Below are 21,801 nucleotides of genomic sequence, written 5' to 3' on the forward strand. Positions count from 1 at the left end.
CGGCACGGCGCTCGCCTAGCCTATTGGCCTATTGCGCGGTACGCCATCCGTCACAAGAACAGGGGAGAACGACTTTGGGGCACGCACCCGCGGCATCGCCGCTCGTCAACGACTATCAGACGCTGTTCCAGCTGGCGCCGGTGTCGCTGTGGCTGGAGGACTTCAGCGCGGTGCGCCTGGCGTTCGAACAGCTACGGGCCGACGGCGTGACCGACCTGCGCCGCCATCTGCGCGACCACCCGGCCGAAGTGGCACGCTGCTCGGCGCTGATCCGCGTGCTCGACGTCAACCAGCGCACGCTGGACCTGTTCCGCGCGCGGGACGTCGACCATCTGGTCGGCAACCTCGACAGCGTGTTCCGCGACGACATGTTCGACCAGCACGTGGAGGAACTGGGCCAGCTTTGGGACGGCGGCCGGCACTTCACCAGCCAGACCGTGAACTACACGCTCGACGGCGAGCGGCTGGACATCCGGCTCGACGCCAGCATCATGCCGGGCCACGAGGACGACTGGTCGCGCGTGCTGCTGTCCATCGAGGACATCACCGCGCGCATGCGCACTGAGCGCGAACTGCGCCGCGCGCAGCAGTACGCGGTGGGATTGTTCGAGCATTCGCCGGTGTCGCTGTGGGTGGAAGACTTCAGCGCCGTGAAGATGCTGCTGGACGAGGTGCGCGCCGCCGGCATCACCGATTTCCGCACGTTCCTGAACGTCCATCCAGACTTTGTGTCGCGCTGCATGCAGGAGATTCGCGTGCTCGACGTCAACCAGCAGACGCTGACGATGTTCGGCGCGCCGAGCAAGGAGATCCTGCTGTCGCGCCTGGGCGACGTCTTTCGCGACGACATGCGCATCCACTTCGCCGAACAACTCGTGGACCTGTGGCACGAGAAGCTGTGGCAGCAGCGCGAAGTCATCAACTACGCGCTGGACGGCCGCTCGGTCGACGTCTTCATGCAGTGGTCGGTGTTCCCGGGGCGCGAGGCCGACTGGGACCAGGTGCTGGTGTCGCTGACCGACATCACGGCCCGCAAGAAGGCCGAAGCGTACGTGGAATTCCTGGGCAAGCACGACGTGCTGACCAAGCTCTACAACCGCGCCTACTACGAGGATGAACTGGCCCGGCTGGGCCGCAAGGGCCCGTGGCCCGTGAGCGTGGTGGCGCTGGACCTGAACGGCCTGAAGGTCGTCAACGACCAGTTCGGCCACGGCGACGGCGACGCGCTGCTGCGCCGCACCGGCGAAGTCCTGAAGAAGGCCGTGGGCGAACAGGCCTGCGTCGCCCGCATCGGCGGCGACGAATTCATGGTCCTGCTACCGGGCCGCGACGAACGCGGCGCCGCCACCGTCGTCGAGCAGATCGAGGAAGTGGTCGGCCTGAACAACCAGTTCTACCCGGGCGCCCGCCTGTCATTCTCGATCGGCGCCGCCACGTGCACCCAGGGCGACCGCCTGACCGACACAGTCAAGCTGGCCGACCATCGGATGTACGCGGCCAAGCGGGCGCATTACGAGGCGCTGGGGAATGAGAGGCGGCGGGGGGAGCAGGTGTAGGGTTGGCGAGCCGTCTTAGCCCGCTGCGGATACACCGTTGAGGCGGCGCCAAGACCAGTCGCATCTGGCGTCGGGCTGCGGCTCATATTGTTGAGCTTGGAGGAAGTCCACCGTCTTACCATTACTCAGTTGGGTGTAGGCAAAAGAATACACAACGGCACCTTGCGACATCAGTTCGTATTTTCCAATGAGTTTCCCGGCCCCCACCTCCAACCATGTCTCGGTCACCTGGTAGGGTCGAGCCGGATCGAGAACATCGATCCGCCTATCGCCAAGGATTAGCGGAACCGCATTCGCCGCGCTTTGATACCTTGCGGCGCCGCCTTCCCAACCTATCGTCCTATCGTGATACCGCCGAAACTCCAGGTTCTCAAATCCAGCGTCGACAGGGTTCAGACACAGGATGTTGGTCTCGACACTCGCCTGAGGAAGCGCGCAATACAAGAACAACACTAGGGAGAGATATCTCATGGTGTCGGCGGTCGAACGCGATGGGATACGCGCCGTGGTCAGATGGCGAGCGAAGACGCCATACCGTAGCTGCGCGCGGGGCGGGAGGGAATCCCACCGCGATGCACGTTTGCCAAGGCGCAAGCGCCGATCAGTTCTGAACGTTAATCGCCGAACTACGATGGACAGCCCAGAGGACTAAAAAGCAAAAAGCCGGCACTCGGCCGGCTTTCCGCTACACAGGACTGCAAACGATCAGAGAAACACAATCAGCGCCACGCCGCCGATGATCAGCCCGAACTTGGTCACGTAGTACACGCTCTTGTTCCACGCCTTGAAGCGGCGGCGGTACTGGCCGCCGAGCCATACGAAGCGGAACAGCTTGTTGATGGCGCCGGTCTGGTCGTTGTCGTCGTTGGGCGAGCTGGCGGCCGTCATGACCTTGCGGCCCATCCAGTGGTTGAAGGCGGCGGCCCAGCGATAGCGCATCGGGCGTTCGATGTCGCAGAACAGGATCAGCCGGTCGGTCTCGCTGCGGTTTTCGGCCCAGTGCAGGTAGGTCTCGTCGAAGACCACGCCCTGGCCGTCGCGCCAGCTATGGCGCTCGCCGTCCACCTCGATGAAACAGCGGTCGTCGTTCGGCGTGGACAGGCCCAGGTGGTAGCGCAGCGAACCGGCAAACGGATCGCGGTGCGGGTTCAGCTTGCCGCCGGGCGGCAGTTCCGCGAACATCGCCGCCTTGACCGACGGCATGTCGCGCAGCAGTGCCACGGTGTTGGGACACAGCACTTCGGCCGATGGGTGCTGCGCTTCGTACCATTTCAGGTAGAAACGCTTCCAGCCGTATTTGAAGAACGAGTTGAAACCGGCGTCGTCGTTCTTGTCGGCGGCCTTGATCTTGCGCATCGCGATTAGCGCGAGGCCCTCGTCGCGGATCTGCGGCCACGCGGCGCGCAGTTTTTCCAGTTCAGGAAAGCGGTCGACGGGGATGTACGGCGTGCGCGGTACGCCGGAGAACATGTACATGAAGCAGTTGACCGGGGCGACCAGTGCCGAGTGGTCCAGCATCTGGCGCATCAAGGGCAGCCTCACCTTGCCGCGGAAGTGCACATACAGGATGGCACCCAGGTAGGCCGCGACGATTATCCATTTGATCACCCGAAATCCCTCCAGGACAAACACCGCCCCGAAAGTGACCGGTACTCTCGTCGAGTGATGGGGGCGGAAAACGCGATATTTTAGCTAATCAGCGATACCCCTGCATCGTGTGATGCATGGGGCGCTTATTAGCGATACGCGTCATGCTCCGCCGCGGGATTGGCGTGCAATGCGGTCGATCAGGACCCGCGCATCTTCCGGTTTGCCTTGGAGGGTCAGCAGCCGGGCGTTGAGGACGATGTTTTCGAGCACCAGCTTGGCGGTGGAAGCCCACAGCGTGGCAAGCAGCGCCTCCTTCGACATGCCCGAGGTTTCAAGCTCGGTCGAACGCTCGGCGATCAGCTTGCAGGCCAGGGCGCGGAGTTTGTCGTCGTCGAACGGCAGATTCGCATAGTCGATGGGATCGGCCTTCTCCACTTCCACCATCAGTTGCAGCAGCATGTCTTCGGTCATCGGCGCTCCCCAAGGTTGCATCCCGTACGCGGAAATCTGCGGCTATGCTGGCACGATGTGCGGCATATGAAACCACGCTAAGGCAAGTACAACAGCTTGTCAATTTAGGGTCGCACATAGGGCGTGGCGACCCGCGTTGCGTCGTCAAATTGCGGGGGCATCACATCCCGGATTCTCAACGGAAAATCAGACGCGAGCCTACAAAACGGTCACAACTATCCGTGTAAGCTGTGGTCTCAGTTTTGCAATGCCATCGAGAAGAGCAGATCAATGACCAAAGGATTTCTTGCCGCCATGCGTCAGTACGTATGGTTCAGGGGGGTGAAGCACCATGTCGTCCAGGGCGTCGAAGCGCTGGGCGAACTGCTGAAGTCCCCGTCTGTCGCCGCGCGTGCCGTGGCGGCGATCGTGTCCGAGACCGAACACGGTGTGCAGGTGTGGGTGTCCTACTTCGGCAAGCCGATGGACCCGCATACCAACTACGTCCTGTGGCCGACCCGCGCGCTGAAACCGGCGCGGCGCGGCGTAGCCGCCCTGCCCCAACTGCCCGGGCAGCGATAACCGTTTCGCCAGTCCTTTCTCACTTTCACAGTGTTCTTATCGTTCGACAAGGAGCCACCATGCCCGAACCGCAACATGATGAAGCACTGGTCAACAGCTTTCTGGAACGCGTGTCGGCCCTGTCCGTCAGCGCCTTCGATGGCGCCGACGTCAACCAGGAACTGACGCAGTTGATGAACGAGGCCGCGCGGGCTTGCGGCAACGGTGGAAATCTGGAAGTGCTGGCGTCGCGCTTGAAGGCGCGCGCCGAGGCCGCCGAGAAAGAGGAACAGCCGCAGGTGCGTGACACCTTCACGCGGGCCGCGTCGCTGATCAAGGGCTGAGGCGCAGTTCGTCGCGTAGTTCTTGTACCCGCAACTCTGCCGAAGCACCCAAACAAAAAGGCCGCACGAATGATCGTGCGGCCCTTCTTACGTATCTGGTTGCGGGGGCAGGATTTGAACCTGCGACCTTCGGGTTATGAGCCCGACGAGCTGCCAGACTGCTCCACCCCGCGTCTGAAGAAAGAGATTATGCCGCAGTCTGGCGCACGTGGCAAGCACTTCTTGCACCATTCCGGAGAATGGCCGCTATGCGCAGCGCCGCTTCTTCTGCATGGCATCGCGGTCGAGGTTCTTGACCACATCCGCGACGTAGCGATTCACGTGATCCAGCGCCTCCAGCTTGGTGTCGAACGGCTGGCGCGGAAACGGGTTGTGGCGCGACATCAGCACGGCGCCGTCCTCGCGTCGGAGGATTTCAATCATGATGGCCCATTTGTCCTTGGGCAGGACGACCACTTCGTAGACGATCTTGATACCGTCGTACTCGGGCATGGTGTACTCCTTGTTCTGCTGCAGGCGCGCACGACGGCGCGCACAACACCAGCCTAGGAGCGGGAAGCCGATCCAAAAATGATCCTGGTCAAGTGGGGAACGATCAGGCCGGAAGCGGCCTGTGATATGCCATTGCGCGTCAAGCCATTGCGCGTCCCGCAATGAACCAATACGGCGACGCGCAAGGGCATGCCGTGTCAGCGCGCCGGCCCGACGAGCTTGTCGATCAACGCGTAAGCCGCCGCGAATGCCGCCACTTCAGCGGCATGGCGCGTGGCAAAGACATGGGTGCCACTGCCCACGCGCTCGGTATCGCCGGCGTCGGACGGGTCCATGCCCTCCTGCGCCACGCGCACCTCGTAGCCCCAGGTCTGGGTATCGCCCACGCTGCCGGCAGTCGTGTCGTGGTGCGAAGTCACGAGTACGTAGGCATCCATCCCGCGATAGCCTTCGGTGCGCCAGTCTTCCTGCTCCATGAGTTGCCTCCGTCGATCAGGTTGCCGATGCAGGTTGGAACAGGCCGGGCCGCCCGCGTTCCGCACCCCCATGCAAACAGGATAGACACCGACAGCGCAACCAGACCAGGCGTACGACACTGGGCGCAGAACAGGAAGGAAAGGCAGAAGGAAGGCGGGAGCGCGAATGCAAAAAGGGCTTCCATTTCTGGAAGCCCTTTTCACGTATTGGGTTGGCGCGGCTGGCAGGATTCGAACCCACGACCCCTTGGTTCGTAGCCAAGTACTCTATCCAACTGAGCTACAGCCGCAACCGAGAAAAGAGATTATATAGAAGTTTTCAGTTTTGTGAAGCCCCCGCGCGCATTTTTTTCGGCCAGCGCGATGGCGGGGCGCAACTTCCTATAATTGAAGCCTCATGAAGTGATCCGGAACATGAACAAGGCTTTTGTCAAAGAGTCGTCCAACGATGACGACGACGACCTTCCCGAAGGCGCCACGCCGCTCCCCGCAGGAACCAAGAACTACATCACCGCCACCGGCTACCAGCGCCTGCGCGACGAGCTGATGCACCTGATCGACGTGGAGCGGCCCGATATCGTGCAGATCGTGTCGTGGGCGGCGTCCAATGGCGACCGCTCGGAGAATGGCGACTACCTCTATGGCAAGAAGCGCCTGCGCGAGATCGACCGCCGCATCCGCTTCCTGACCCGCCGGCTGGACAAGGCCGAGGTCGTCGACCCCTCGCTGCAGGGCGACAACGACCAGATCTTCTTCGGCGCCACGGTCACTTACGCCAACCAGGCCGGCGAGGAAACCACGATCACGATCGTCGGCATGGACGAGGTGGACCTCGACAGCAATCACGTGAGCTGGATTTCGCCGATCGCCAAGGCGCTGATCAAGGCGCGGGAAGGCGACACCGTGCCGCTGCGCACGCCGGCCGGCGTGGAACAGATTGACATCCTGGAAGTCCGGTATCCGCCGAAGGGGTCAACGGCGCCCTAGCCGTCGTTGCGGTCGCGGAAGATCCGGATCACGTCCGGATTGCGCCGCAGCGCCCGCATGACGTTGGCCAGGTGCAGGCGGTTCTGTACCTGGATCACGAACTGCATGTACGTGGCTTCCTGATGGCCGGCCTGTTGCTGCTGCTCCATCGCCACGTGCGCCACGTTGGCGTCGGCGGCGGTCAGGTCGGCCGCCACGCGCGCCACGATACCCTTGACGTTGCGCACCATGACCTTGATCGACACGTCGAACGCCCGCGTCGTCTTCTTGGCCCACATGACCTCGATCCAGTGCTCGGGGTCCTTGCTGTGCAGGCGCTTGGCCACCTTGCAATCCTGCACGTGGATTTGCAGCCCTTCGCCCTTCCCCAGGTAGCCGACGATCGAATCGCCCGGGATCGGCCGGCAGCACGCCGAGAAGATCATCGACATGCCCTCGTCGCCGGTGATCGGCACGGCCGGCGCTTCCTCTCCGGCGAACGTCTGCACCGCGGCCAGCAGCGCGCTGTCCACGTCGCCGGACAGCTCCTGCAGCAGGATCTCCATGCGGCGCGCCACCACGGCCGGCACGCGCCGGCCAAGCGCCAGGTCCGCGAAGATGTCTTCCTTGAGCTTGTTGCCCGTCCACTGGATCATCCGCTCCCACACCGACTGCGGCACCGCCTTCAGTTCGATGCCGAGCTGGCGCGCGGCCTGGTCCAGCAGGCGCTCGCCGAGCTGGATGGCCTCGTCGAGCTTGGTGGTCTTGAGGTAGTGGCGGATCGCCGCGCGCGCCTTGCCCGTGCGCACGAACGCCAGCCACGCGGGATTGGGCTTCGAGTACGGCGCCGTCACCACCTCGACGATGTCGCCGCTCTTCAGCTCGGTCCGCAGCGGCAGCAGTTCGTTATTGATCTTGACCGCCACGCACTGGTTGCCCAGGTCGCTGTGCACGGCATAGGCAAAGTCGAGCGCCGTGGCGCCGCGCGGCAGCGCGCGGATATGGCCCTTGGGCGTGAACACGTAGACGGCATCCGGAAACAGGTCGATCTTGACGTGCTCCAGGAACTCCTGCGAATCGCCGGTCTGGCTCTGGATGTCCAGCAGCGACTGCAGCCACTGGTGCGCCTGCTGCTGGATATCGTTGGCATGGTCGGCCTGGTGCTTGTACATCCAGTGCGCCGCCACGCCGGCCTCGGCAATCTGGTGCATGCCGCGCGTGCGGATCTGGAACTCCACCGGCGTGCCGAACGGGCCCACCAGCGTCGTGTGCAGCGACTGGTAGCCGTTGATCTTCGGGATCGCGATGTAGTCCTTGAACTTGCCCGGCATGGGCTTGTACAGACTGTGCAGCGCGCCCATCGCCATGTAGCAGTGCATCTGCGTTTCCACCACCACGCGGAAACCGTAGACGTCCAGCACCTGCGAGAACGACAACTGCTTGTCGTGCATCTTGCGATAGATGCTGTACAACGTCTTCTCGCGGCCGGACAGCTCGGCCACGATGCCGGCGTCGGCCAGCGCCGCCTGCGCCGCCTCCAGGATGCGCCGCACCACCTCACGCCGGTTGCCGCGCGCGGCCTTGACGGCCTTTTCCAGCGTGGCGTACCGGAATGGCGAGCCGACCTTGAACGACAGGTCCTGCAGCTCGCGGTAAATCGTGTTGAGACCCAGCCGGTGCGCGATCGGCGCGTAGATCTCCATGGTTTCCAGCGCGATCCGGCGCCGCTTCTCGGGCGGCACGAAATCGAGCGTGCGCATGTTGTGCGTGCGATCGGCCAGCTTGACCAGAATCACCCGCACGTCGCGCGCCATCGCCAGCAGCATCTTGCGGAAGCTTTCCGCCTGCGCCTGCTCGCGGCTCTGGAATTCGAGCTTGTCCAGCTTGGTCAGGCCATCGACGAGTTCGGCAACCTTGGGGCCGAATTTCTCGGCCAGCTCGCTCTTCGTGATGCCCTGGTCCTCCATCACGTCGTGCAGCAGCGCCGCCATGATGGACTGCACGTCAAGCTTCCAGTCCGCGCACAGCTCGGCCACCGCCACCGGGTGAGTGATGTAAGGCTCACCGCTCTGGCGGTACTGGCCCAGGTGGGCTTCGTCCGAGAACTGGAATGCCTCGCGCACCAGCGTCTGGTCGGCCGGCTTCAGGTAGGCCAGCTTCTCCATCAGCCGCGCAATCGAGATGACCTGCTGCCGCGGCGGCACCGCGGGCTGCGACGTCGGCCCGAAAAAGTGGCGATAGGACTGCGCCAGCACGGCGTCGATAAACAGGTCGCCGCCCGGCGTGGCCGGCACGGTACCGGCCACCGGCTCGGCTACCAGCTCGTTGGCCAGCGCCGCGCGGCCCTTGGCCTGCTGGATCGGCGGCACGACGGCCCGCTCGCCGACGACGTTGTCGCCGAGCGGGTCGGGAAGATTGGGAGCACCGGTACGGGCGGTCAATGGAAGCGGTCCGGGACGCCTACGCCCGGCCGGCGCGACAGGCACCGGCGGCAGGGATGTGGAAACCGGCACGACGCCCGGCAGTGGTGCACCAGGCGCCACAGACGAAGCTGCCGCACCAACCGGTGCGGCAGTCGCCACAGCGCCAGGCAGCTTGGCCGCCGTCGGTGCGCGCGACGCCCCGGTCCCGGGGTTGCCCGGGGGAGCGACGGCGGGATCGGACGGCGACGAAGGCATGGCGGCGGCCCCTGGAATTCAACTGGATGCGCGGCTGGTTGCGTACGCACGCGAAGCATGAATGAACCACGGGCCGCCTGGGAAATCAGGTCGGAACCTTCTTCAGCATCTCGATGCCGACCTGCCCCGACGCAATCTCGCGCAGCGCCACCACGGTGGGCTTGTCCTTGGCCTCGACCTTGGGCGTGTGGCCCTGCACCAGCTGGCGTGCACGGTAGGTCGCGGCGAGGGCGAGCTCGAAGCGGTTCGGGATGTGTTTCAGACAATCTTCGACGGTAATACGCGCCATATCAAATCCACCTTGGGATAAAACCTGTTCGACAGGCCGGTATTTTACAGCACGTCGCCAGAACCTTCCGGCGACGCCCTGCGCTTCAGTGAATGCCGAGCTCGATGAACAGCTCGGCGTGACGGGCCTTTTGCGACGAAAAGCGCAAACGGGTCGCGTGAACGACGTTCTGGAGCTGCCGCAGCGCGTCCTCGAACACCTCGTTGATGATCACGTAGTCCGACTCCGACGCATGGGCCATTTCGCTACCCGCGGCCAGCAGCCGGCGCACGATCACGTTCTGCTCGTCCTGGCCGCGCTTCTTGAGCCGTTCCTCCAGCGCCGTCAGCGACGGCGGCAGGATGAAGATCTCAACCGCGTTCGAAAAGCGCTTGTGCACCTGCTGGGCGCCCTGCCAGTCGATCTCCAGCAGCACGTCGTTGCCCTGGGCCATCTGCTGCTCGATCCAGACGCGCGACGTGGCGTAGTAGTTGCCGTGCACCTCGGCCCATTCCAGGAACTCGCCGCGGTCGCGGGCGGCCCGGAACTCGTCGACCGTGGTGAAGTGGTACTCGCGCCCGTTCTGCTCGCCCGGACGCGGCTTGCGCGTGGTGTGCGAGATCGACAGGCGGATGGACTGGTCCTGCGCCAGCAGCGCGTTGACCAGCGTGGACTTGCCGGCCCCGGACGGTGCCACCACCATGAACAGGTTGCCGGGATAGGCGGTATCGATGGCGGTGTGGGTCGTTTCGCTCATGATCTTATTCGAGGTTTTGAATCTGTTCGCGCATCTGCTCGATCAGGAGCTTGAGCTCCATCGACGCATCGGCGAGTTCCTTGGCGGCGGCCTTCGAGCCCAGCGTGTTGGCCTCGCGGTTGAGCTCCTGCATCATGAAGTCCAGGCGCTTGCCCACCTGGCCGCCCTTCTTCAGGATATGCCGCGTTTCGTTCAGGTGGGCCTGCAGCCGCGACAGTTCCTCGGCAATGTCGATGCGGATGCCGTAGACGGTGGCTTCCTGGCGGATGCGCTCGGCCACTTCCTCGCGGCTCATCGACGGCATGCCGTTGGGCGCGGCCAGGTTGAATGCCTCCTGCAGGCGCTCGGTCAGCTTTTCCTGGTGATGGGCGATCAGCTGCGGGATCATCGGCGTCAGGCGCTCGACGATGGCCAGCATGGCGTCGATGCGCTCCTCCAGCGTGGCCTTGAGCGCGGCACCCTCGCGGCTGCGCGCTTCCAGCAGTTGCTTCAGCGCCTCGCGGGCGGCGCCGGTCACGGCCTCGCGCAGCGCTTCCTGCGACAGCTCGGGCTCCACCAGCACGCCGGGCCAGCGCAGCAGCTCGCCCATGCGCATGGTGCCGGCGCTGGGGAACGTGGCGCCCACGGTCGACTCCAGCGCGCGGATCTGGTCCAGCAGCGACTGGTTCAGCGCCAGCGTGGCGCCGCCGGTGTCGGTGCGCTGCAGGTTGATGCGGCATTCGAGCTTGCCGCGCGACAGCTCGCCCATCAGCATTTCGCGCAGCGCCGGCTCGAACGCGCGGCACTCTTCGGGCGCGCGGAACAACAGGTCGAGAAAACGCGAATTGACAGTCCGGAACTCCACGGAAACCGATGCCGTGCGGCCGCTGGGTTCGCCCTGGGCGTTGGTCAGCGGTGCCTGGCGGGTGGCCAGGCCATAGCCTGTCATGCTGTGGATCATCGTCGTTAATCTCGCGAAAGAGTCGAAAATTGAAGAATTGGTACGGGGCGCGGGGCCGGGGCCCGTCGGCGGCACCGCGGCGGCGGCAAAAACGCCAGCAAAATCAAGGGAAAACCGGCAGCCGGGGGGCGCGGAGTTTTGGCAACAGTCCCTGCCAAGGATTTCTTTACAAGTGACCGATTAGACCGGAGAATCCGGGAGCAAATGAGGTCCCGAATCCTATGACAGAGTCCAAGGGCGCCAACCCACCCAAGAGCGCGCCGCTCCCGATCGGCACGCTGCTTGCCAACTACCGTATTGTAAAGAAGTTGGCCAGCGGGGGGTTCAGTTTCGTCTACCTTGCCACGGACGAAACCGGCGCCCCGGTTGCCATCAAGGAATACCTGCCGTCGTCGCTGGCGCGCCGCAGCCCGGGCGAGCTGATTCCCGTCGTGCCCGACGAAAACGCCGCCTCGTTCCGGCTGGGCCTGAAGTATTTCTTCGAGGAAGGCCGGTCGCTGGCGCGCATTTCGCACCCGAGCGTGGTCCGCGTGGTGAATTTCTTCCGCGAGAACGCCACGGTCTACATGGTCATGAACTACGAGCTGGGCAAGACGCTGCAGGAACACATCCTGCAGGCCCGGCAGCAGGGCAAGGCCAAGGTGCTGCGCGAGCGCTTCATCCGCAAGGTGTTCCACGACCTGATGAGCGGCCTGCGCGAGGTGCACATCCACAAGCTGCTGCACCTGGACATCAAGCCCGGCAACATCTACCTGCGCGAGGACGAATCGCCGATCCTGCTCGACTTCGGCGCCGCCCGGCAGATCCTGACGATGGAAAACGCGCGCTTCCAGCCCATGTACACGCCGGGCTTCGCGGCGCCGGAGCTGTACGGCAAGCATTCCGACCTGGGCCCCTGGACCGACATCTACAGCCTGGGCGCCACGCTCTACGCCTGCATGGCCGGCATGCCGCCGCAGGAGGCCAATCAGCGCGAGAAGGACGACCGCATGGCCGATTCCTTCGCGCGGCTGCGCGCCACGTACACGAACGGCCTGGTCGACCTGGTCGAATGGTGCCTGCGGCTGACGCCGTCCGAGCGCCCGCAGAGCGTGTTCCGGCTGCAGAAAGAGCTGCGCGACCAGAGCAACGCCCTGGGCGAGCAGTCGGCCGCGGCCGCCGCCAGCAGCACGCCGGCCGGCCCGGTGACCGAGCGCATGAACGCCACCAGCCGCTTCATGACGTTGCTGCGCCGCCGCGAGGACAAGAGCCCGGACAAGCCCGACGCCGCCAATCCCGTGCACGCCGCGCAAGCCGGCCGACGCGGCAACTAACGCACGAACCCGACACGAATTCCCGCAATGCGATTCTCCGTCTACCAGGAAAGCCGTAAGGGCGGCCGCCGGATCAACCAGGACCGCATGGGCTACTGCTTCACCCGCGACGCCCTGCTCATGGTCCTGGCCGACGGCCTGGGCGGCCATGCCTTTGGCGAAGTGGCCGCGCAACAGGCGCTGCAGACGCTGGCCCGCCAGTTCCAGACCCAGGCCCGCCCGGCCATCCGCAATCCTGCCGATTTCCTGCAGGACACGGTCATGCTGGCGCACCGCGAGATTCACCGGTACGCCGAGGCCAACAAGCTGGCCGACGTGCCGCGCACCACGGTGGTCTGCTGCCTGATCCAGAACGGCCAGATCCACTGGGCGCACGCCGGCGACTCGCGCTTCTACCTGATGCGCAAGGGCGCGCTGCTCACCCGCACGCGCGACCACTCGAAGATCGAGAACCTGCTGCAGCAGGAGCGCGTGCTGCCGATGGAGGTGGCCAACCATCCGGAACGCAACAAGCTCTACAACTGCCTGGGGTCGCCCAACCTGCCGCTGATCGACATCGGCGGCCCGGTGCGGCTGGAGCCGGGCGACGTGGCGCTGCTGTGCTCGGACGGGCTCTGGGGCGCGCTGGAGGAAAAGGTCATCGTCGACAAGGTGACGCACCTGTCGGTCGTCCACGCGATTCCCGACCTGATCGAGCAGTCGCTGGCCAACGCCGGCGAAGGTGCCGACAACACCACAGCGATCGCGATGATGTGGGAAGCCGACGCCACCGTGACCAACGAGGAGGCGGTGCTGACCGACACGCTGCCGCTGAACGCGTTCACCACGTCGATCCTGGAGCGCACGGGCTCGGACACCGACCTGCTGTCCGAGGAAGAGATCGAACGCTCGATTGCCGAGATCCGCGCGGCCATCGACAAGACCTCGAACCTGATGCGCTGACCGGCGCTTGGGGCCGCGGCCGGCGCACGACCGGCCCGGCGGCGTTAGAATCGCGGTCTCATCCGATTCCGACGAAAGATCCCCATGCGACCCAGCGGACGCGCGGCCGACGCGCTGCGACCCATCAGCCTGACCCGCCACTACACGCGCCACGCCGAAGGCGCGGTGCTGAGTGCCTTTGGCGACACCAAGGTGCTGTGCACGGCCAGCGTGCTGGCAAAGGTGCCGCCGCACAAGAAAGGCAGCGGCGAAGGCTGGGTCACGGCCGAATACGGCATGCTGCCGCGCGCCACGCACACGCGCTCCGACCGCGAGGCGGCGCGGGGCAAGCAGACCGGCCGCACGCAGGAAATCCAGCGCCTGATCGGCCGGGCCATGCGCTCGGTCTTCGACCTCTCCGCGCTGGGCGAATACACGATCCACCTCGATTGCGACGTGCTGCAGGCCGACGGCGGCACCCGCACGGCCGCCATCACCGGCGCCTTCGTGGCCGCGCACGATGCCATCGGCACCATGCTGCGCGACGGCCTGATCGCCGCCAGCCCGATCCGCGACTTCGTGGCGGCCGTGTCGGTGGGCATGGTCGACGGCGTGCCCGTGCTGGACCTGGACTACGCCGAGGACAGCAACTGCGACACCGACATGAACGTGGTGATGACCGGCAGCGGCCGCTTCGTGGAAGTCCAGGGCACCGCCGAGGGCGCCCCGTTCAGCCGCGCCGACCTGGACGCCATGACGCGCCTGGCCGAAGCCGGCATCGCCGAACTGGTGCGCCACCAGAAGCAGGCGCTCGGCGTCTGACGCGCAGGAGGGATTGACGATGCAACGCCTGGTCCTGGCCTCCAACAACGCCGGCAAGGTGCGCGAATTCGGCGCGCTGCTGTCCCCGCTCGGCTTCGACGTCGTGCCGCAGGGCGAGCTGGGCATCCCCGAGGCCGAGGAGCCGTTTGCCACCTTCGTCGAGAACGCGCTGGCCAAGGCCCGCCACGCCAGCCGGCTCGCCGGCATGCCCGCGCTGGCCGACGACTCGGGCATCTGCGTCGACGCCCTGGACGGCGCACCGGGCGTCTATTCGGCCCGGTATGCGCAGATGGTTGGCAAGCCCAAGACCGACGCCGCCAACAACGCGCACCTGATCTCGCAACTGGCCGGCAAGCTGAACCGCCACGCGCACTACTACTGCGTGCTGGTGCTGGTGCGCCATGCCGACGACCCGCGTCCGATCATCGCCGAGGGCACGTGGGCCGGCGAGGTCGTGGATGCCCCGCGCGGCACGGGCGGCTTCGGCTACGACCCCCATTTCCTGCTGCCCGAGATCGGCAAGACGGCGGCGGAGCTGACGGCCGAGGAAAAGAACGGCATCAGCCATCGCGCGCTGGCGCTGCAGGGCCTGGTGGCCCGGCTGCAGGCCGCGAGTCTCAAGGTCGGCGCGTAGCGCCCAAGGTTTCTGCATGATCCCCATCATTCCCGCCGGCAGCGGCAAGCCGGCCGAGCCGGCATCGACCGGCAACCCGCAGCTCTGGCTCAAGCCGGGCCAGATCGCCCTGCCCGGTTCGCCGCCGCTGTCGCTCTACGTCCATATCCCGTGGTGCGTGCGCAAGTGCCCGTATTGCGATTTCAACTCGCACGCGGCGCCCGGCGGGCAGGACAGCCACGACATCCCCGAAGACCGCTACCTGGACGCGCTGCGCGCGGACCTGGAACAGTCGCTGCCGCTGGTCTGGGGCCGGCCAGTACACACGGTGTTCCTGGGCGGCGGCACGCCGAGCCTGCTGTCGGCGGCCGGCATGGACCGGCTGCTGTCGGATATCCGCGCGCTGCTGCCGCTGGACGCCGACGCCGAGATCACGATGGAAGCCAACCCCGGCACCTTCGAGGCTGAACGGTTTGCCAGCTACCGCGCCAGCGGCATCAACCGGCTGTCGATCGGCATCCAGAGCTTCAACGACGCCCACCTGCAGGCGCTGGGCCGCATCCACGGCGAGAAGGAAGCGCGCGCGGCGATCGACATCGCGCTGCGGCACTTCGACAACGTCAACCTGGACCTGATGTACGCGCTGCCGGGCCAGACCATCGACGAGTGCGTGCGCGACCTGGAGTCGGCGCTGTCGTACGGCACCGCGCACCTGTCGCTTTACCACCTGACGCTCGAACCGAACACGCTGTTCGCCAAATTCCCGCCGGCGCTGCCCGACGAGGACCTGGCCTACGAGATGCAGGACATCATCGAGGCCCGCACGGCCCAGGCCGGCTACCGCCACTATGAGACGTCGGCCTACGCCCGGCCGCATCGCGAGGCGCGGCACAACCTTAATTACTGGCGTTTCGGCGATTACCTGGGTATCGGTGCCGGGGCGCACGGCAAGCTGTCGTTCCCGAACCGCATCCTGCGCCAGATGCGCCACAAGCATCCGGCCACGTACATGGATCAGGCCATGGCCGGCAACGCCGTGCAGGAGGCGCGCGAGGTTGGCGCCGATGAACTGCCGTTCGAGTTCATGCTCAACGCGCTGCGGCTGACCGATGGCGTGCCGGCGTCGAGCTTCCACGACTACACCGGCCTGCCGCTGCATGCCATCGGCAAGATGCTGGCCGCCGCCGAGCAGAAAGGGCTGCTGGAAGCCGACCCGACGACCATCAAGCCGACCGAACTGGGCCGGCGCTTCCTCAACGACCTGCAGGAGATGTTCCTGAAGGATTGACGACGGGCCGCCGCGACAAAGCAAAAAGCAAAAAGCAAAACGCCACACGCGAATCACGTGTGGCGTTTTTGCTTTCCCGGTCGTCAGTCGACGGGGGTTGGTCAGTACGGCGTCGCCATGTCGTTGGCCACGCGGGCGCGGTCACCCACGCGCAGGTTGCCGATATTGCTCTGCGTCACGGTGGCCACGCGGCCATCGTCGAGCCGCACGTTGACGCGGTACACGGTCGACGTATTGCTGCCGGTCCGCTTCTCGATCTGGTTGCCTGCCACGGCACCGCCCACGGCGCCGACGATCGTCGCGGCCGTCTGGCCACGCCCGCCGCCAATCTGGTGGCCCAGCAGGCCGCCAGCCGCACCGCCGATCACGGTGCCCAGGATGCCCGAGCTGCCCTGCGTGGTCTGGATCGGCTCGATCGACTCGACGCGGCCCGTGAACACCGAGCCGGCCGGTGCCTGGTAGGTCGAGTTATTGGGTTGCTGATAGCCGGTCGGCGGCGGCGCGGTGTTGTAGTTGCCGTAACCGCCGTAGCCCGGCTGCGCGCAGCCGGCCAGTCCGGCCGCCAGTGCCAGTGCGCCGAGCCCGCCAAGGGCCAGCCACGGCCTTGCTTGATCCTTGCGTTGTTCCTGCATCGAATTCTCCTCAATTGCCTGTTTGAAAGCGCCAGCGTGCTGCGCGATGGCGGCACGCCGTCCCTTTTAGGAACCTTACCGCGCCCACATGGTTCCGCGCTGTCCGACAAACACCGACAAATGCGTCCGACGAGTCAGCATCCGCAGCCGGCCGGACCCGTCCCACTGCATCAGGAACATCACACTGTGGCCTGCCGCGTCCCTGTATAATGCGCGGCCGGGCAGCATGGATGACAACGCCAGCCTGCCCGGCACATCCCGAAGGAAGCGTGGCCGAGTGGTTTAAGGCAGCAGTCTTGAAAACTGCCGATGGGGTGACCCATCCGTGAGTTCGAATCTCACCGCTTCCGCCAGACAAAAAAATGCCGCAACACCGCTCCGGAACCGGAGGCCGTGTTGCGGCATTTTTGCTATCCGGCCGCCGGAACGCAGCGGCCAGGCCAGGGGTCAGTCCGCCTGGTACTTCGGCGAACGCGGCCCGTACAGGATGCCGTTCGGCGTGCCGGCCGACAGCAGGCGGTAGCTCGCCGTGCCAGCCACCGGGTAGGCGGCATCGGTCATGTGGTTCACGGCCTGGTTGATGGCCGCGGTAATCAGCATGCCGATCAGGCCGCCGCCGCTGTTGCCGCTGTCGTTGGCCGCGACGGCGGTGCCGCTCCACAGTTCGTCGCCGGTCTTCAGGTCCACCAGCTTGGCGTTCGCGGCCACGCGCGTCACGCTGCTGAGCACCTGGTAACGCGAGCCGTAGTCGGTCACGGTCACGTACAGGGCGGCGTCGGCGCCAAAGATCTCGCGCAGCTTCTTGACCGGCACGGCGTGGATGTCGCCGGGCACGGTCAGGCCGTTCTGGCGGAAGGTCTCGTCGACCAGCGCCACCGGCATCACGTAGTAGCCCGATTCCGCCAACGGGAAGGTGGCCTGCGACAGCATCGCGTAGGTCGCCTTGATGTCCGGCGACTCGTTCAGCGGCGGCAGCACCACGATCGAACGCGGCTTGGCGGCCTTGAACGCGGCGTAGTCCACCTGCTTCTGCGGCACGGCGCAGCCGGCGAACAGCATCACGGCGCCCAGGGTGGCGACATAGGTCAGGATACGGCGGATCATTTGGCGCTCCCGGCGGTCGATTCGGTCTTGGCGGCCGCCGTGGTGTCGGCCTTGGCCTGCGGCGTGGCGCCGGCGGTTACGTCCGGGCGCGCGTCGGTCTTGACGTTACGCATCAGGAAGTCCATGTACGGCGTGGACTCCGGGAACAGCGTCTTCTCGGTCTGGAATTCCTTGACCATCTGGTCGCCCTTGCCCACGTTCAGGTAGAGCATGCCCAGTTGGGCGTGGTAGCCCGGCGGCACACTGCCGCCCTTGGCCTTGATCTTCTCCAGCCCGCTTTCCAGCGCGGTGATCTGCGCCTCCTTGGACTCGCCCTTGAAGTACTCGTAGACCTGGGCCTGGTAGCCCTCCCACTGGTACATCGGCTGCGGACCCGCACAGCCGGCCAGCAGGCCGGCCGCCGACAGAAACGCCGCGCTGCGCAGCGTAACCCATTGCGTCATGATTTTTCTCGCTTTTTTATGATGGAAGATGGAGCCGGATTACTGCGCCGGCTTCCAGGCACCGCTTTCGATCGCGCTGACCAGGTTGTTCACGGCCTCGCGCATGGCCAGGTCCATCACCTTGCCGTTCAGCGTCGAGTCGTAGCTGGCCGTGCCGCCAAAGCCGATGACCTCGCGGTTCGACAGCTTGTACTCGCCGGCGCCCTGCGTGGCGTAGACCACTTCGGAGGTGGTGATGTTGACCACGTTCAGGTTGACCTTGGCGTACGCCACCTGCTCGCGGCCACGGCCCAGGATGCCGAAGAGCTGCACGTCGCCCACTTCCTTGCGGCCGAACTCGGTGATGTCGCCGGTGACCACGAAGTCCGCGCCCTTGAGCTTCTGGGTCTGGTTCTTGATGGCGGCTTCGCGCTTGATCTCGTCGAGATTCTCGCGTTCCAGCACGTTGAAGCGGTTGGTCTGCTGCAGGTGCGTCACCAGGCTGGTCTTGGCCTGGCCGCTCAGGCGGTCGATGCCGTCCGAGAACACGCCGCGCATGTAGTTGGAACGGTTGTCGAACTTGCCCACCGCGATCGGCGTGCGCACGCCGTGGTACGGCCGGCTGGCGCTTTCCACCTTCTGCACCGGCAGCGCGGTCGACGATTCGGTCGCGCAGCCGGCCAGACCCATGGCAGCAACGGCGCCGATCAGGCAGCAGCTCTTGAGACTCTTCAATTCATTCTCCAGACAAAAGACAAAACGGGCACATTTATCACGCCGTGACCCAGCTCGGATTGATCCAGTTCAACCCTCTACGGTATCGGCGGCCGCAAGTCTGTCTGAAGACCTAATTGGGGGGGCCCCACGCTGGTGGGGTCGATGGGAAACGCCGGGGGGGAGAAAAAAAGGCCGGCCCGGCCGAGGCGGCCGGGCGGAGATTGATGCAGTCCGAAACTTACTCGGCCGTGATCTTGCCCTGCTCGATCACGGTCTTCCAGCGCTTCAGCTCCTGGTTTTCGAACTCGGCGAACTGCTCGGGCGTGTTGGCGACCACTTCGAAGCCCTGCTCGTTGAGCTTCTTCTGCATGCCGGCGTCCTTGAGCGCGCCGACAATGGCGCCATGCAAGCGGGTCTTCACATCGGCCGGCAGGCCCTTGGGCGCGGCCACGCCCTGCCACGAGTAGACCTCGACGTCCTTGACGCCGCCCTCGGCCATGGTGGGCACGTTGGGCAGCACGGCCGAGCGCTTGTCAGACGTCACGGCCAGCGCCTTGAGCTTGCCCGTGCGGATGTGCTGCAGCACCGCGTTGACGTTCTGGAACGACACGTCGACCTGCCCGGCCAGCAGGTCCGAGATGGCCGGCGCGCCGCCCTTGTACGGCACGTGCAGGCCCTCGGTGCCGCTCTTCTGCCAGAACAGCGCGGCCGTCAGGTGGTCCGACGACCCCGCGCCCGAGCTGGCGAACGTGACCTTGCCCGGATTCTTCTTCATGTAGGCCACCAGTTCCGGCAGCGACTTGACCGGGAAGTTCGGGTTGGCCACCAGCACGTTCGGCGCCCGCACCGCCACGGTCAGCAGGTCGAAGTCCTTGGCCGGGTCGTACTGCAGGTTCTTCTGCAGGAACGGGTTGACCGCGAACACGCCGATCGATGCCACCAGCATCGTGTAGCCGTCGGCCGGCGCGCGCTTGACGTAGGTGGCGCCGATGGCCCCGGTGGCGCCCGGCTTGTTGTCGATCACGAACGGCTGGCCGAGTTTCTCGTTGAGCGGCGCGGCCAGGTAGCGGGCGATGGTGTCGGTCGAGCCGCCGGCCGGGAACGGCACGACGACCGAGACCGGCTTCTGCGGCCACGCCGCGGTGGACGCCATGGCGGCGCCGCAGACGGTCACGCCGGCGGCCAGTGCCAGGGCCACGCCGGCCAGGCGGCGCAGCAGCGCGTTGTGGCGGGACGCGCGCGGGGCGGCGGGGGCGAAGGTGCGGGCCGCCTGCGTGGCGGCCGTGGAAGTACGGATCATGGGCTGTCTCCTGCTTGGGTTTTTGAAGCTTTTACGACGGTGCTCAGCGCACCATGCACGGCATCTTGTTGTTGAACTTCCAGTTCGGGATCAGGAACTGCATGGCGATGGCGTCGTCGCGCGCGCCCAGGCCCTTTTCCTGGTAGAGACGATTGGCCCGCGCCAGCGCGTCCATGTCCAGCTCCACGCCCAGGCCCGGCGTCTTCGGCACCTGCACCAGCCCGCCCTCGATCTTCAGCGGGTTGCGCGTCAGGTGCTCGCCGTCCTGCCAGATCCAGTGCGTGTCGATGGCCGTGACGCGGCCCGGCGCGGCGGCGGCCACGTGCGTGAACATCGCCAGCGAGATATCGAAATGGTTGTTCGAATGCGAGCCCCACGTCAGGCCCCATTCCGAGCACATCTGCGCCACCCGCACCGACCCCTGCATGGTCCAGAAGTGCGGGTCGGCCAGCGGGATGTCGACCGATTGCAGGCGCACCGCGTGGCCCATCTGCCGCCAGTCGGTGGCGACCATGTTGGTGGCCGTCGGCAGGCCGGTGGCGGTGCGGAATTCGGCCATGATCTCGCGGCCCGAGTAGCCGTCCTCCGCGCCGCAGGGGTCCTCGGCGTAGGCCAGGATGCCGTGCTTGTCGCGGCACAGGCGGATCGCCTCCTTCAGCAGCCAGCCGCCGTTGGGGTCCAGGGTGACGCGCGCCTTCGGAAAACGCTCGTGCAGCGCGATGATCGCTTCCATCTCCTCGTCGCCGCGCAGCACGCCGCCCTTGAGCTTGAAGTCGTTGAAGCCGTAGCGCTCATAGGCCGCCTCGGCCAGCCGCACCACGCCCTGGGCATCCATCGCCACTTCATTGCGGATGCGGAACCATTCGTTGTCCGCGCCGGGCTCGGTGCGGTAGTCGAGCGTGGTCTTGTTGCGGTCGCCGACGTAGAACAGGTAGCCCAGCATTTCCACGGCATCGCGCTGCTGGCCTTCGCCCAGCAGCGCCGCCACGGGCACCTGCAGGTGCTGGCCCAGCAGGTCCAGCAGCGCCGCTTCCAGCGCGGTCACGGCGTGGATGGTGATACGCAGGTCAAATGTCTGCAGGCCGCGCCCGCCGGCGTCGCGGCTGGCAAACTGCGCGCGCACGCGGTTCAGGATCGACAGGTACTGGCCGATGCCCTGCCCCACCACCAGCGGGCGGGCGTCTTCCAGCGTCTGGCGGATGCCCTCGCCGCCGGGCACCTCGCCCACGCCGGTGTTGCCGGCGCTGTCCTTGAGGATGACGATGTTGCGGGTGAAGTACGGGCCATGTGCGCCCGACAGGTTCATCAGCATGCTGTCGTGGCCCGCCACGGGCACGACGGTCAGTTCGGTCACGACGGGCGTCGCGCCCACGGGTTGGGTGTTGGCGTTCATGTGGATGGTCTCCGAGTCCTGTTGACGAGGCCGCCGGGATCGCGCTCCCCATGTCGTGGAAATGCGCCCTGCTGTCTTCTGCTCATACGCTAATATATTAGCTGGCCGATGCGAACGCGCTGTCGCGCTGCCACAACGATCCCACGGCTGCAAGATCCTGTGCGTTATCGGTCGTCGTATGACTTATGACGCAGTATA

Annotated in this window: 25 protein-coding genes and 3 tRNA genes; 11 read left to right on the forward strand and 17 right to left on the reverse strand. The window is 65.7% G+C overall.

What is annotated here, in order from left to right:
• Window positions 1-74: 74 nt before the first annotated feature.
• Window positions 75-1,556: a sensor domain-containing diguanylate cyclase gene (locus EHF44_RS18080; RefSeq protein WP_124684928.1), complete on the forward strand. Its 1,482-nt coding sequence runs from the start codon at window positions 75-77 to the stop codon at window positions 1,554-1,556.
• 15 nt (window positions 1,557-1,571) lie between these two features.
• Here EHF44_RS18080 and EHF44_RS18085 read toward each other — a convergent pair whose 3' ends face one another.
• The 3 genes from EHF44_RS18085 to EHF44_RS18095 form a co-directional block, all read right to left on the reverse strand.
• Entirely contained in the window at window positions 1,572-2,027 is a 456-nt protein-coding gene (locus EHF44_RS18085; RefSeq protein ID WP_124684929.1) for a hypothetical protein, read from the reverse strand.
• Window positions 2,028-2,261: 234 nt separating this feature from the next.
• Entirely contained in the window at window positions 2,262-3,164 is a 903-nt protein-coding gene (gene lpxO / locus EHF44_RS18090; protein WP_124684930.1) for a lipid A hydroxylase LpxO, read from the reverse strand.
• A 141-nt stretch (window positions 3,165-3,305) separates the two neighbouring features.
• Window positions 3,306-3,617, reverse strand: coding sequence for a hypothetical protein (locus tag EHF44_RS18095; protein ID WP_124684931.1), 312 nt, complete (start codon window positions 3,615-3,617; stop codon window positions 3,306-3,308).
• 270 nt (window positions 3,618-3,887) lie between these two features.
• Here EHF44_RS18095 and EHF44_RS18100 point away from each other — a divergent pair, with 270 nt between their 5' ends.
• Window positions 3,888-4,178 carry a hypothetical protein gene (locus tag EHF44_RS18100; RefSeq protein WP_124684932.1) on the forward strand — a complete coding sequence of 97 codons (291 nt, stop codon included), beginning with the start codon at window positions 3,888-3,890 and terminating at the stop codon, window positions 4,176-4,178.
• Window positions 4,179-4,237: 59 nt separating this feature from the next.
• Window positions 4,238-4,501 carry a hypothetical protein gene (locus EHF44_RS18105; RefSeq protein WP_124684933.1) on the forward strand — a complete coding sequence of 88 codons (264 nt, stop codon included), beginning with the start codon at window positions 4,238-4,240 and terminating at the stop codon, window positions 4,499-4,501.
• Between the two features lie 96 nt (window positions 4,502-4,597).
• Here EHF44_RS18105 and EHF44_RS18110 read toward each other — a convergent pair.
• The 4 genes from EHF44_RS18110 to EHF44_RS18125 all read right to left on the reverse strand — a co-directional run bounded on the left by EHF44_RS18110 (window position 4,598) and on the right by EHF44_RS18125 (window position 5,759).
• Window positions 4,598-4,674, reverse strand: a tRNA-Met gene (locus EHF44_RS18110).
• A gap of 73 nt (window positions 4,675-4,747) precedes the next feature.
• Complete coding sequence (locus EHF44_RS18115) at window positions 4,748-4,993, reverse strand: hypothetical protein (RefSeq protein ID WP_124684934.1); 246 nt, start codon at window positions 4,991-4,993, stop codon at window positions 4,748-4,750.
• A 197-nt stretch (window positions 4,994-5,190) separates the two neighbouring features.
• Window positions 5,191-5,469 (reverse strand): hypothetical protein, encoded by a 279-nt coding sequence (locus EHF44_RS18120; RefSeq protein ID WP_124684935.1) that lies wholly within the window; start codon window positions 5,467-5,469, stop codon window positions 5,191-5,193.
• 213 nt (window positions 5,470-5,682) lie between these two features.
• Window positions 5,683-5,759: transfer RNA gene (locus EHF44_RS18125), tRNA-Arg, on the reverse strand.
• Window positions 5,760-5,883: 124 nt separating this feature from the next.
• Here EHF44_RS18125 and greB point away from each other — a divergent pair.
• Window positions 5,884-6,456: a transcription elongation factor GreB gene (greB, locus tag EHF44_RS18130; protein ID WP_124684936.1), complete on the forward strand. Its 573-nt coding sequence runs from the start codon at window positions 5,884-5,886 to the stop codon at window positions 6,454-6,456.
• Here greB and EHF44_RS18135 read toward each other — a convergent pair.
• The 4 genes from EHF44_RS18135 to EHF44_RS18150 form a co-directional block, all read right to left on the reverse strand.
• Window positions 6,453-8,876, reverse strand: coding sequence for a RelA/SpoT family protein (locus EHF44_RS18135; RefSeq protein ID WP_124684937.1), 2,424 nt, complete (start codon window positions 8,874-8,876; stop codon window positions 6,453-6,455). The two genes, greB and EHF44_RS18135, sit on opposite strands and share 4 nt — an antisense overlap.
• A gap of 322 nt (window positions 8,877-9,198) precedes the next feature.
• On the reverse strand, window positions 9,199-9,402 hold the full coding sequence (gene rpoZ, locus EHF44_RS18140; RefSeq protein WP_006578656.1) for a DNA-directed RNA polymerase subunit omega: 204 nt from the start codon (window positions 9,400-9,402) through the stop codon (window positions 9,199-9,201).
• 85 nt (window positions 9,403-9,487) lie between these two features.
• A complete protein-coding gene (gene gmk, locus EHF44_RS18145) occupies window positions 9,488-10,138 on the reverse strand; it encodes a guanylate kinase (protein ID WP_124684938.1) in 651 nt (216 codons plus the stop codon).
• Window positions 10,139-10,142: 4 nt separating this feature from the next.
• Window positions 10,143-11,078: a YicC/YloC family endoribonuclease gene (locus EHF44_RS18150; RefSeq protein ID WP_124684939.1), complete on the reverse strand. Its 936-nt coding sequence runs from the start codon at window positions 11,076-11,078 to the stop codon at window positions 10,143-10,145.
• Here EHF44_RS18150 and EHF44_RS18155 point away from each other — a divergent pair.
• From EHF44_RS18155 to hemW, 6 genes are all read left to right on the forward strand, one after another.
• The gene (locus EHF44_RS18155) at window positions 11,065-11,262 is read left to right on the forward strand and encodes a hypothetical protein (protein WP_124684940.1); all 198 of its coding nucleotides are present in this window, start codon (window positions 11,065-11,067) and stop codon (window positions 11,260-11,262) included. The two genes, EHF44_RS18150 and EHF44_RS18155, sit on opposite strands and share 14 nt — an antisense overlap.
• A 37-nt stretch (window positions 11,263-11,299) precedes the next feature.
• Window positions 11,300-12,391 carry a serine/threonine protein kinase gene (locus EHF44_RS18160; RefSeq protein ID WP_253699928.1) on the forward strand — a complete coding sequence of 364 codons (1,092 nt, stop codon included), beginning with the start codon at window positions 11,300-11,302 and terminating at the stop codon, window positions 12,389-12,391.
• Window positions 12,392-12,418: 27 nt separating this feature from the next.
• Window positions 12,419-13,333, forward strand: coding sequence for a PP2C family protein-serine/threonine phosphatase (locus EHF44_RS18165; RefSeq protein ID WP_124684941.1), 915 nt, complete (start codon window positions 12,419-12,421; stop codon window positions 13,331-13,333).
• Window positions 13,334-13,417: 84 nt separating this feature from the next.
• Complete coding sequence (gene rph, locus EHF44_RS18170) at window positions 13,418-14,134, forward strand: ribonuclease PH (RefSeq protein WP_124684942.1); 717 nt, start codon at window positions 13,418-13,420, stop codon at window positions 14,132-14,134.
• A gap of 19 nt (window positions 14,135-14,153) precedes the next feature.
• Window positions 14,154-14,768: an RdgB/HAM1 family non-canonical purine NTP pyrophosphatase gene (rdgB, locus tag EHF44_RS18175; RefSeq protein ID WP_124684943.1), complete on the forward strand. Its 615-nt coding sequence runs from the start codon at window positions 14,154-14,156 to the stop codon at window positions 14,766-14,768.
• A gap of 16 nt (window positions 14,769-14,784) precedes the next feature.
• Complete coding sequence (gene hemW, locus EHF44_RS18180) at window positions 14,785-16,035, forward strand: radical SAM family heme chaperone HemW (RefSeq protein ID WP_124684944.1); 1,251 nt, start codon at window positions 14,785-14,787, stop codon at window positions 16,033-16,035.
• A 101-nt stretch (window positions 16,036-16,136) separates the two neighbouring features.
• Here hemW and EHF44_RS18185 read toward each other — a convergent pair whose 3' ends face one another.
• Window positions 16,137-16,667, reverse strand: a complete 531-nt coding sequence (locus EHF44_RS18185; protein ID WP_124684945.1) for a glycine zipper 2TM domain-containing protein — start codon at window positions 16,665-16,667, stop codon at window positions 16,137-16,139.
• A gap of 263 nt (window positions 16,668-16,930) precedes the next feature.
• On the opposite strand from EHF44_RS18185, the gene EHF44_RS18190 reads away from it, so the two are divergent.
• Window positions 16,931-17,020 (forward strand) — tRNA-Ser (locus EHF44_RS18190).
• Between the two features lie 94 nt (window positions 17,021-17,114).
• Here EHF44_RS18190 and EHF44_RS18195 read toward each other — a convergent pair.
• The 5 genes from EHF44_RS18195 to gudD all read right to left on the reverse strand — a co-directional run bounded on the left by EHF44_RS18195 (window position 17,115) and on the right by gudD (window position 21,603).
• Window positions 17,115-17,771, reverse strand: coding sequence for a DUF799 domain-containing protein (locus EHF44_RS18195; protein WP_124684946.1), 657 nt, complete (start codon window positions 17,769-17,771; stop codon window positions 17,115-17,117).
• Complete coding sequence (locus EHF44_RS18200; protein ID WP_124684947.1) at window positions 17,768-18,214, reverse strand: DUF4810 domain-containing protein; 447 nt, start codon at window positions 18,212-18,214, stop codon at window positions 17,768-17,770. Before EHF44_RS18200 ends, EHF44_RS18195 begins: the two co-directional genes overlap by 4 nt.
• 39 nt (window positions 18,215-18,253) lie before the next feature.
• Window positions 18,254-18,883, reverse strand: a complete 630-nt coding sequence (locus EHF44_RS18205) for a CsgG/HfaB family protein (RefSeq protein WP_124685168.1) — start codon at window positions 18,881-18,883, stop codon at window positions 18,254-18,256.
• A gap of 265 nt (window positions 18,884-19,148) precedes the next feature.
• On the reverse strand, window positions 19,149-20,063 hold the full coding sequence (locus tag EHF44_RS18210; protein WP_253700129.1) for a Bug family tripartite tricarboxylate transporter substrate binding protein: 915 nt from the start codon (window positions 20,061-20,063) through the stop codon (window positions 19,149-19,151).
• A gap of 190 nt (window positions 20,064-20,253) precedes the next feature.
• Window positions 20,254-21,603, reverse strand: coding sequence for a glucarate dehydratase (gudD, locus tag EHF44_RS18215; protein WP_124684949.1), 1,350 nt, complete (start codon window positions 21,601-21,603; stop codon window positions 20,254-20,256).
• Window positions 21,604-21,801 lie beyond the last annotated feature (198 nt).

The sequence above is a fragment of the Cupriavidus pauculus genome (assembly GCF_003854935.1).
Classification (GTDB): domain Bacteria; phylum Pseudomonadota; class Gammaproteobacteria; order Burkholderiales; family Burkholderiaceae; genus Cupriavidus; species Cupriavidus pauculus_C.

Bases quoted from the DNA above. Each gene is read 5' to 3' on its own strand.
- EHF44_RS18085 (WP_124684929.1), bottom strand. From the start codon at position 2,027: ATGAGATATCTCTCCCTAGTGTTGTTCTTGTATTGCGCGCTTCCTCAG.
- EHF44_RS18095 (WP_124684931.1), bottom strand. From the start codon at position 3,617: ATGACCGAAGACATGCTGCTGCAACTGATGGTGGAAGTGGAGAAGGCC.
- EHF44_RS18100 (WP_124684932.1), top strand. From the start codon at position 3,888: ATGACCAAAGGATTTCTTGCCGCCATGCGTCAGTACGTATGGTTCAGG.
- EHF44_RS18105 (WP_124684933.1), top strand. From the start codon at position 4,238: ATGCCCGAACCGCAACATGATGAAGCACTGGTCAACAGCTTTCTGGAA.
- EHF44_RS18115 (WP_124684934.1), bottom strand. From the start codon at position 4,993: ATGCCCGAGTACGACGGTATCAAGATCGTCTACGAAGTGGTCGTCCTG.
- EHF44_RS18120 (WP_124684935.1), bottom strand. From the start codon at position 5,469: ATGGAGCAGGAAGACTGGCGCACCGAAGGCTATCGCGGGATGGATGCC.
- greB (WP_124684936.1), top strand. From the start codon at position 5,884: ATGAACAAGGCTTTTGTCAAAGAGTCGTCCAACGATGACGACGACGAC.
- rpoZ (WP_006578656.1), bottom strand. From the start codon at position 9,402: ATGGCGCGTATTACCGTCGAAGATTGTCTGAAACACATCCCGAACCGC.
- gmk (WP_124684938.1), bottom strand. From the start codon at position 10,138: ATGAGCGAAACGACCCACACCGCCATCGATACCGCCTATCCCGGCAAC.
- EHF44_RS18155 (WP_124684940.1), top strand. From the start codon at position 11,065: ATGCTGTGGATCATCGTCGTTAATCTCGCGAAAGAGTCGAAAATTGAA.
- EHF44_RS18150 (WP_124684939.1), bottom strand. From the start codon at position 11,078: ATGATCCACAGCATGACAGGCTATGGCCTGGCCACCCGCCAGGCACCG.
- EHF44_RS18160 (WP_253699928.1), top strand. From the start codon at position 11,300: ATGACAGAGTCCAAGGGCGCCAACCCACCCAAGAGCGCGCCGCTCCCG.
- EHF44_RS18165 (WP_124684941.1), top strand. From the start codon at position 12,419: ATGCGATTCTCCGTCTACCAGGAAAGCCGTAAGGGCGGCCGCCGGATC.
- rph (WP_124684942.1), top strand. From the start codon at position 13,418: ATGCGACCCAGCGGACGCGCGGCCGACGCGCTGCGACCCATCAGCCTG.
- rdgB (WP_124684943.1), top strand. From the start codon at position 14,154: ATGCAACGCCTGGTCCTGGCCTCCAACAACGCCGGCAAGGTGCGCGAA.
- hemW (WP_124684944.1), top strand. From the start codon at position 14,785: ATGATCCCCATCATTCCCGCCGGCAGCGGCAAGCCGGCCGAGCCGGCA.
- EHF44_RS18185 (WP_124684945.1), bottom strand. From the start codon at position 16,667: ATGCAGGAACAACGCAAGGATCAAGCAAGGCCGTGGCTGGCCCTTGGC.
- EHF44_RS18195 (WP_124684946.1), bottom strand. From the start codon at position 17,771: ATGATCCGCCGTATCCTGACCTATGTCGCCACCCTGGGCGCCGTGATG.
- EHF44_RS18200 (WP_124684947.1), bottom strand. From the start codon at position 18,214: ATGACGCAATGGGTTACGCTGCGCAGCGCGGCGTTTCTGTCGGCGGCC.
- EHF44_RS18205 (WP_124685168.1), bottom strand. From the start codon at position 18,883: ATGGGTCTGGCCGGCTGCGCGACCGAATCGTCGACCGCGCTGCCGGTG.
- EHF44_RS18210 (WP_253700129.1), bottom strand. From the start codon at position 20,063: ATGGCGTCCACCGCGGCGTGGCCGCAGAAGCCGGTCTCGGTCGTCGTG.
- gudD (WP_124684949.1), bottom strand. From the start codon at position 21,603: ATGAACGCCAACACCCAACCCGTGGGCGCGACGCCCGTCGTGACCGAA.